Source organism: Micrococcus sp. KRD026 (genome assembly GCF_017168445.1).
Taxonomy (GTDB): Bacteria; Actinomycetota; Actinomycetes; order Actinomycetales; family Micrococcaceae; genus Micrococcus; species Micrococcus luteus.
The window spans coordinates 128,332-136,545 of record NZ_JABFBA010000005.1; the positions used below are offsets into that span (position 1 = coordinate 128,332).

At 73.0% G+C, this 8,214-nt stretch carries 8 protein-coding genes; 6 read left to right on the plus strand and 2 right to left on the minus strand.

The annotated features are described in order from the left end of the window. The 3 genes from purE to manA form a co-directional block, all read left to right on the plus strand. The coding region (gene purE / locus J1M40_RS01990; RefSeq protein WP_228070742.1) for a 5-(carboxyamino)imidazole ribonucleotide mutase at nt 1–535 on the plus strand (535 nt) is incomplete at its 5' end. Beyond that, nucleotides 535–2,148 (plus strand): LCP family protein, encoded by a 1,614-nt coding sequence (locus J1M40_RS01995; RefSeq protein ID WP_102708594.1) that lies wholly within the window; start codon nt 535–537, stop codon nt 2,146–2,148. The genes purE and J1M40_RS01995, both read left to right, overlap by 1 nt. Nucleotides 2,149–2,189: 41 nt before the next feature. Continuing rightward, complete coding sequence (gene manA / locus J1M40_RS02000) at nt 2,190–3,434, plus strand: mannose-6-phosphate isomerase, class I (protein ID WP_102708595.1); 1,245 nt, start codon at nt 2,190–2,192, stop codon at nt 3,432–3,434. Nucleotides 3,435–3,457: 23 nt separating this feature from the next. Here manA and glpX read toward each other — a convergent pair whose 3' ends face one another. Further along, complete coding sequence (gene glpX, locus J1M40_RS02005) at nt 3,458–4,480, minus strand: class II fructose-bisphosphatase (RefSeq protein WP_002854500.1); 1,023 nt, start codon at nt 4,478–4,480, stop codon at nt 3,458–3,460. Nucleotides 4,481–4,699: 219 nt separating this feature from the next. Here glpX and J1M40_RS02010 point away from each other — a divergent pair, with 219 nt between their 5' ends. From J1M40_RS02010 to J1M40_RS02020, 3 genes are read left to right on the plus strand one after another with little or no spacing between them, the layout of a single operon-like run. Next, nucleotides 4,700–5,194, plus strand: a complete 495-nt coding sequence (locus J1M40_RS02010) for a DUF4245 domain-containing protein (protein ID WP_241251979.1) — start codon at nt 4,700–4,702, stop codon at nt 5,192–5,194. Then, nucleotides 5,191–5,862: a carbonic anhydrase gene (locus J1M40_RS02015; protein ID WP_002854504.1), complete on the plus strand. Its 672-nt coding sequence runs from the start codon at nt 5,191–5,193 to the stop codon at nt 5,860–5,862. Before J1M40_RS02010 ends, J1M40_RS02015 begins: the two co-directional genes overlap by 4 nt. 55 nt (nt 5,863–5,917) lie before the next feature. After that, entirely contained in the window at nt 5,918–7,339 is a 1,422-nt protein-coding gene (locus J1M40_RS02020; protein WP_044659622.1) for a class II fumarate hydratase, read from the plus strand. A gap of 90 nt (nt 7,340–7,429) precedes the next feature. On the opposite strand, the gene J1M40_RS02025 is transcribed toward J1M40_RS02020, so the two are convergent. Beyond that, nucleotides 7,430–7,933: an A24 family peptidase gene (locus J1M40_RS02025; RefSeq protein WP_063189028.1), complete on the minus strand. Its 504-nt coding sequence runs from the start codon at nt 7,931–7,933 to the stop codon at nt 7,430–7,432. Between the last annotated feature and the right edge of the window lie 281 nt (nt 7,934–8,214).

Sequence of the window (8,214 nt, forward strand, 5' to 3'; positions counted from 1 at the left end):
CGCCCAGCCCCTGCAGGACGACGCCCCGGTCGTCTCCGTCGTGATGGGCTCCGACTCCGACTGGCCCGTGATGAGCGCGGCCGCCGAGGCCCTGCGCGAGCTCGACGTGCCCGTCGAGGTCGGCGTGGTCTCCGCGCACCGCATGCCCCACGAGATGGTGGAGTTCGGCGCCCGCGCGCACGAGCGCGGCATCCGCGTGATCGTGGCCGGCGCGGGCGGCGCGGCCCACCTGCCCGGGATGCTCGCCGCCGTCACCCCCCTGCCCGTGATCGGTGTGCCCGTGAAGCTCAAGAGCCTGGACGGGATGGACTCCCTGCTCTCGATCGTCCAGATGCCCGCCGGTGTGCCGGTGGCCACCGTCTCCATCGACGGCGCCCGCAACGCCGGCCTGCTGGCCGCCCGCATCCTCGCCTCGGCCGACACCGCGGAGGGCGACCGCCTGCGCGCCGCCCTCGCCGAGCACGCCGACGAGCTCAACGCCCAGGCCCGGGCCAAGGGGGCCCGCCTGCGCGAGCGGATGGCCGCCGACCGCTGATGTCGTCCGCCACCGGATCCGTGCCCGCCGGTCACGCGCAGCCCGACCCGCTCCGAGATCCACGCGTCGCCTCCCCCACCGAGCGCACCCGCCGGGCGCTGATCCTCACCGCCCTGACCCTGCTGGTCCCCGGCGGCGCCCAGCTCGTCGCCGGCAGCCGCCGGCTCGGCCGCGTGGCGCTGCGGGTCACCGTCACCGTGTGGGCCGTGCTGATCCTCGGGCTGCTGTGGTGGCTGGTCTCCCGCGCGAGCCTGATCTCGCTCATGGCCCGGGACGGCGTGCTGCTCGGGCTGGCGGTGGTCCTGGCGGCGCTGGCGGTGGGCTGGGCAGTGCTGTGGGTGGACACGTTCCGGCTGATCCGGCCGCACCTGCTCGCCCCCGGCGCGCGGAAGATCACGGCGGCGGTCACCGCGCTCGCGCTCGTGCTCACCAGCGGCGCCCTGCTCTACGGCGGCTGGGCGGCGAACACGAGCCGCGGGGCGCTCGGCGAGGTCTTCCGGGAGGGGCCGGCCGTCCCGGAGGCCGAGGGCCGCTACAACATCCTGGTCCTGGGCGCGGACGCCGGCGAGGGCCGCCAGGGGCTGCGCCCGGACTCCATGCACGTGGTCTCCGTGGACGCCCGCACCGGCGCCATCGTGATGTTCTCCCTGCCCCGCAATCTCCAGAACGCGCCGTTCGTCGAGGGCTCCCCGCTGTGGGACGTGTACCCGAACGGCTTCGACTGCGGCGACGAGTGCATCCTCAACGCCCTCTACACGGACGTGGAGGAGCACCACGCAGACCTCTACCCGGACGCCGAACACCCCGGTGCCGAGGCCATGAAGGACGCCGCCGGCGGCATCCTCGGCCTGGACGTCTCCGGCTACGCCCTCATGGACATGGGCGGCTTCGCCCAGCTGATCGACGCCATGGGCGGGGTGGACGTCGTCAGCGGCGGCTACGTGGTGCACCGCGGCGTCCGGCCCGACGGCGCCTGGGGCAACATCTGGTGGGAGCCGGGCACCCACCACTTCAACGGCGACGACGCGCTCGCCTTCGCCCGCTCCCGGCACTGGTCCACCGACTACGCCCGCATCCGCCGGCAGCAGTGCATGCAGGCGGCGATGCTGGAGCAGTTCAGCCCCGCCACCGTGCTCACCCGCTTCGAGGGGATCCTCGCGGCGGGCCAGCAGATCGTGACCACCGACCTGCCGCAGTCCCAGCTCGGCACGTTCGCGGACCTCGCCGAGCGCTCGCGCGGCCAGAAGATGCGGCGGCTGACCATCGGCCCGCCCGACTTCGGCGACACGGGCACCCACTTCACCACCTACCCCGACTACGACCTCGTCCACCGCCGCGTGGACGAGATGCTGGCCGATGAGTCCGCAACCGCCGGATCGGAGCCGACCGGGGTCTCGGCGACGCCGCTGCTCACCGTGCTGGCCGTCGTCGCGCAGGAGACGCAGACCCCCGACGTCGACGAGGACGACCCGGCCACGTGGCCGGCCCCGCCGACCCGCACCGACGGCGAGCCCTTCACCGCCGAGGACCTGATGACGGCCGAGGACCTGGGCCAGGAGGACGTGCTGAACCACGCGTCCTCGACCAACGGGCTGTGCATCCCCGCCCCGTGAGGCGCGACGCGCGGGCCGACGGGCTGACCTAGGCTGGGCGCATGCACGTCCTGAAGCCCGTGATCCGTGACTACGCCTGGGGCTCCCCCACGCTCCTCGCCGACCTGCAGGGACGCGAGCCCACCGGCCGCCCCGAGGCCGAGCTGTGGCTGGGCGACCATCCGGGCGCCCCGTGCGTCGCCGTCGTGGCGGACGGCGCCCACATCGGCCTGGACGAGGTGGTGGCCGCGGACCCGGAGCGCTGCCTCGGGCCCGTCGCGCCGGAGGGCCGGCTGCCCTTCCTCATGAAGCTGCTCGCCGCGGGCGCCCCGCTGTCCATCCAGGCGCACCCCACCCTGGAGCAGGCCCGCGCGGGCTTCGCCGCGGAGGAGGCCGCCGGCGTGCCGGTCGACGCCCCGCAGCGCAACTACAAGGACGCGAACCACAAGCCGGAGATGCTGCTCGCGCTGACCCCCTTCGCGGCGATGTGCGGCTTCCGCTCCCCCGAGGTCTCCTCGGACAGCTTCGAAGCCCTGGCCCGCGCCCTCACGGAGCGGGCGGACGGGGACACGTCCGCCGTCGCCGTCGCCGCCGCCCGGATCAGCCAGGCCCTCGCCGCCGGGGACCTCGAGGACGCGTTCACCTCGATCCTCGACCCCGACTCCGTGTGGGGCGCCCCCGGCGCCGTCGCGCAGGTCGTGGACGTGCTGCGGGCTGCGCCGGACCTGGCCGAGCGCGACCCCTCGCTGGCCACGGCCCTCGAGGCCGCCCAGCACCACCCGGACGACCCCGGCGTGGTGGTGGCCATCCTGCTCAACCGCGTGGACCTGGCCCCGGGTCAGGCCATCCATCTGCCCGCCGGCAACGTGCACGCGTACCTGCACGGGCTGGGCGTGGAGGTCATGGCGGCCTCGGACAACGTGCTGCGCGGCGGGCTCACCCCGAAGCACATGGACGTGCCCGAGCTGCGCCGCGTGGTCACCTTCGAGGCGCTGCCGGTGCCCTCCACCGAGCCCGAGCGCGTGGCCGACTCCGTGGTGGCCTTCCGCCCGCCGTTCGAGGAGTTCGAGCTGCTCCAGGCCACGCTCGAGGACGACGCCGTCCACGGGCTCGACGTGCACGGGCCCGGGATCGCGGTGGTCACCCGCGGCACGGCAAGCCTGGCCCTGGCAGGCCAGGAGATCGAGCTGGGCCCGGGCGAGGCCGTGTTCCTGCCCGCCGCGGAGACGGCGTCCGGCCCGCTGGCCGTCCGCGCCGCGGCCGGCGCCCCGGCGACGGTGCACGTGGCCGGCCTGCCGCGGGGCTGAGCCCGGCAGACCGGCCCGCGGGCTCAGCGGGCGTCGCGGTCCCCCAGCCACTTGGACCACTTCTTCACGTCGTGCTCGGCGTCCACGGTGCGGACCGTGCCGGACGACGAGCGCATCACGATGGACTGCGTGTGCACGCGGCCGTCGGCGAAGCGCACACCGCGCAGCAGGTCGCCGTCGGTGATGCCGGTGGCCGCGAAGTAGCAGTGGTCGGAGGTGACCAGCTCGTTCGTGGTCAGCACCGCGTCGAGGTCGAGGCCGGCGTCGAGGGCCTTCTGCTTCTCGGCGTCGTCGGTGGGGGCCAGGCGACCCTGGATGATGCCGCCGGTGGCCTTGATCGCGCACGCGGTGACGATGCCCTCGGGGGTGCCGCCGATGCCCATCATCATGTCCACGCCGGTGTCCGGGCGGGCGGCGGCGATGGCGCCGGCGACGTCGCCGTCCAGGATGAACTTCACGCGGGCGCCGGCCTGGCGGATCTCCTTGACCAGGCCCTCGTGGCGGGGGCGGTCCAGCACGCACACGGTCACCTGCGAGACGGGCTTGTCCAGGGCCTTGGCCACGAGGTTCACGTTCTGCTTCACCGGCAGGCGCATGTCCACGAAGTCGGCGGCCTCGGGGCCCACCACGAGCTTGTCCATGTAGAACACGGCCGACGGGTCGAACATGGTGCCGCGCTCGGCCACCGCGAAGACGGAGAGCGCGTTGTTGTAGCCCATGGCGGTCAGGCGGGTGCCGTCGATCGGGTCCACGGCCACGTCCACGGCGGCGCCGGAGCCGTCGCCGACCTGCTCGCCGTTGAACAGCATGGGGGCCTCGTCCTTCTCGCCCTCGCCGATCACCACGGTGCCGTCCATGGCCACGGTGTCCATGAACGCGCGCATCGCGTCCACCGCGGCGCCGTCCGCCTTGTTCTTGTCCCCGTAACCCACCCAGGGGCTCGCGGCGATGGCCGCCGCCTCGGTCACCCGCACCAACTCCATGGCCAGGTTGCGGTCCGGGACGTGATTCTCGTAGCCGGTCTTCTCCGAGGACGCGCTGGTCATCGCTGCTCCGATCCTTGCTCGCGGCGCTCCGTCCGCACGGGACGGGGCGTGAGGGCGGCTCTGCCCCGGTCCTCATCCTACGGGGGCGGCCTCCCGTGGGTGGCACAATGCCTGTCTCTTATACACATCTGACGCTGCCGACGAACTCTAGGGTGTAGATCTCGGTGCCCCGTCCTGACCGCCCAGCAGGCGCAGCGGGCCCGGCAGCCGTGGATGGCCATGGTGCTCTCCCTGGCGGCTCTGCTGGCGATCGTGGCCGTGGTCCTCCTGCTCAACCCGGAGCCGCCGCAGCGGCCCCGTGAGGACCGCGTCGACGTCGCCGCCGAGGCCGCCACGATCCCCCACGACGACGGCGACCTGCCGGCCCTGGCGCCCGAGGTACCGGAGTCCTGGTACGCCAACTACGCCCGCCTGCAGAAGCTGGACGGCGTCTCCACGTGGGACGTCGGCTGGGTGGTCACGGACACGGTGTTCGCGGGCCTGCAGCAGGCCGAGGACGTCGACCCCACCTGGGTGAGCCTGCGGGTGGACCAGGTCCCGACGTCGGAGACGATCGAGATCGACGGGATCGCGTGGGACCTCCACGCCGATCCGAAGAAGCCGGAGCGACGGCTCGTGGCGGAGGTGGACGGCAGCACCGTGGTGCTGACCACCACCGGCGACCAGGCCGTCCTCGAAGACCTGGCGCACGGCGTCGCGAAGGAGACCCGATGACCCCCCACACCCGCCCCGAGACGACGCCGGCCCCCGACGTCGTCGTCCCCACCTCCGACCTGACCCCCGCCGAGGCGTGGGAGGTCCTCGCCGAGGGCAACCGCCGCTTCGTGGCGGGCGAGCCGAGCCACCCGAACCAGAACGCCGAGCGGCGCAGCGACCTGACCGCCGGTCAGGCCCCGGTCGCCGTGATCTTCGGCTGCGCCGACTCGCGCCTGGCGGCCGAGATCATCTTCGACCTCGGCCTCGGCGACGTGTTCGTGGTGCGCACGGCCGGCCACGTGATCGACGACGCCGTGCTGGGCTCCATCGAGTACGGCGTGGACGTGCTGGAGATCCCGCTCGTCATCGTCCTGGGCCACAACTCGTGCGGCGCCGTCACGGCGACGGTCGAGTCCTACATCTCCGGCACCATGCCGCGCGGCTTCGTGCGCCCCCTCGTGGAGCGCATCATCCCGTCCGTGCTGGCCGGGCGTCGCCGCGGGCTGGAGGAGGTCGACGAGTTCGTGGCCGAGCACGTGGACCAGACCTGCGACCACCTCCTGGAGACCTCGCAGTCCGTCCGCGCGGCCGTCGAGTCCGGGCGCACCGCCGTCGTCGGGCTCACCTACTCGCTGTCCGAGGGCACCGCGCGACCGGGCCGCGTGCACGGCGACCTGGCGGTCTGACGACGTCGGGCGTCCGGTGCGGCACCGGGCGCCCACGCCGTCCTAGGATGTGACCATGACCGCAGAGAACACCGATCAGCAGTTCCGCATCGAGCACGACACCATGGGCGAGGTGAAGGTGCCGGTGAACGCGCTCTACCGTGCACAGACCCAGCGCGCCGTGGAGAACTTCCCGATCTCCGGCAAGGGCCTCGAGCCCGCCCACATCCACGCCCTCGCGCAGGTCAAGAAGGCCGCGGCCAAGGCGAACGCCGAGCTGGGCATCATCTCGCAGGAGCGCGCGGACGCCATCGTCGCCGCCGCGGACCAGGTCATCGCCGGCGACCACGACGACCAGTACCCGATCGACGTGTTCCAGACCGGCTCCGGCACCTCCTCCAACATGAACACCAACGAGGTGCTCGCCACCCTCGCCACCCGCGCACTGAAGGAGGCCGGCTCCGAGGACGAGGTGCACCCCAACGACCACGTCAACGCCTCCCAGTCCTCGAACGACGTGTTCCCGACCTCCGTGCACGTGGCCGTCACCGCCGCCCTCGTGAACGACCTCGTCCCGGCGCTGGACCACCTGGCCGTCTCCCTCGAGAAGAAGGCGGAGGCCTTCGCCGGCGTCGTGAAGTCCGGCCGCACCCACCTCATGGACGCCACTCCGGTGACCCTGGGCCAGGAGTTCGGCGGCTACGCCGCGCAGGTCCGCTACGGCATCGAGCGCATCCAGTCCGCGCTGCCGCGCGTGGCCGAGGTCCCGCTCGGCGGCACCGCCGTGGGCACCGGCATCAACACCCCGAAGGGCTTCTCCGCCCGCGTGATCGAGCTGCTCGCCGAGGAGACCGGTCTGCCGCTGACCGAGGCCCGCAACCACTTCGAGGCCCAGGCCAACCGTGACGGCCTCGTGGAGGCCTCCGGCCAGCTGCGGAACATCGCGTTCTCGCTCATGAAGATCAACAACGACCTGCGCTGGATGGGCTCCGGCCCGAACACCGGCCTCGGCGAGATCGCCATCCCGGACCTGCAGCCGGGCTCCTCGATCATGCCGGGCAAGGTCAACCCCGTGATCTGCGAGGCCGCGATCATGGTGTGCGCCCAGGTGATCGGCAACGACACCACCGTCGCCCTGTCCTCCACCAACGGCGCGTTCGAGCTCAACGTGGGCATCCCCGTGATGGCCGCCAACCTGCTCGAGTCCATCCGCCTGCTGGCCAACACGACGCGCGTCATGGCGGACAAGATGATCGACGGCATCGAGGCCAACGAGGAGCGCTGCGCCTTCCTCGCCGGCGCCTCGCCGTCCATCGTGACCCCGCTGAACAAGGTGATCGGCTACGAGGCCGCCGCCAAGATCGCCAAGCACGCCGTCGCGAACAAGATGACCGTGCGCGAGGCCGTCGTGGACCTCGGCTACGTCGAGCGCGGCGAGATCACCGAGGAGCAGCTGGACAAGGCCCTGGACACCATGTCCATGACCCACCCGGAGTGATCCGGCGGATTCGGTGAGCGGCGCGACGCCGCCTCCCGGGCCACGACGCCGAGCGGCCGTCCTCCCGTGCGGAGGGCGGCCGCTCGTCGTTCACGCCAGCACCAGCACTCCGGCGGCCGCCGCCACCATCGCCGGCCCGAACGGCAGCGCCGTTCGCCCCGTCGCCCGGCCCGCGAGGACCAGCAGCCCCGCCACGACGCCGCCGAGCAGGATCGCGCCCACCCCGGCGGCGAGCACCGCCGTCGGACCGAGCACCCCCGTGTACACGCCCAGCCCGCCGGCCAGCTTCACGTCGCCCATCCCGAGGCCGCCGCGGCTGAGCACGTGCAGCGCGAGCATCGCCACGGTGTAACCGAGACCGCCCAGCAGGCTGCAGAGGGTCAGGTCACCCCGGCCCGCCAGCAGCGCTCCCCCGGTCATCATCGTCAACCCGCCCAGCGCCAGCCGCAGCGTCCATCGGTTCGGCAGCCGATGTTCGCGCAGGTCCGTGCGCACGAGCACGCCCGTGCACACCGCGAACCACACCAGTCCCAGGGACCACAGCACCGCCGTCGCCGGCGCGCCGTGCGTCCACGCCCATCCCACCCCGCTCATGCGCCCAGCCTAGGTCGGGCGGCGCACCCGCCGGGCCGTCGTCCACAGGCGATCAGGCCACCTCGCGTTCACGGTCCGGCCACCCCGTGTTCTGCCCACAGCGCAACCGGAGCCGCCCATTGCGACGACCCCGGGCACGGGTCTACCCTGAAGTCACGAGCCTCCGGCCGTCTGATGGACGTACGGGGCTCACACAGACCCCATGGCCTCAATCCCGTTTCAAAGGGGCCATGGTGGCGGGCTTCCTCGGCCCCCCATCCCCCCTCCGCGGGGCCGAGCAC

Excerpts from the sequence above, each read along its gene's own strand:
- J1M40_RS01995 (WP_102708594.1), top strand. The coding sequence starts at position 535 with ATGTCGTCCGCCACCGGATCCGTGCCCGCCGGTCACGCGCAGCCCGAC.
- manA (WP_102708595.1), top strand. The coding sequence starts at position 2,190 with ATGCACGTCCTGAAGCCCGTGATCCGTGACTACGCCTGGGGCTCCCCC.
- glpX (WP_002854500.1), bottom strand. The coding sequence starts at position 4,480 with ATGACCAGCGCGTCCTCGGAGAAGACCGGCTACGAGAATCACGTCCCG.
- J1M40_RS02010 (WP_241251979.1), top strand. The coding sequence starts at position 4,700 with ATGGTGCTCTCCCTGGCGGCTCTGCTGGCGATCGTGGCCGTGGTCCTC.
- J1M40_RS02015 (WP_002854504.1), top strand. The coding sequence starts at position 5,191 with ATGACCCCCCACACCCGCCCCGAGACGACGCCGGCCCCCGACGTCGTC.
- J1M40_RS02020 (WP_044659622.1), top strand. The coding sequence starts at position 5,918 with ATGACCGCAGAGAACACCGATCAGCAGTTCCGCATCGAGCACGACACC.
- J1M40_RS02025 (WP_063189028.1), bottom strand. The coding sequence starts at position 7,933 with ATGAGCGGGGTGGGATGGGCGTGGACGCACGGCGCGCCGGCGACGGCG.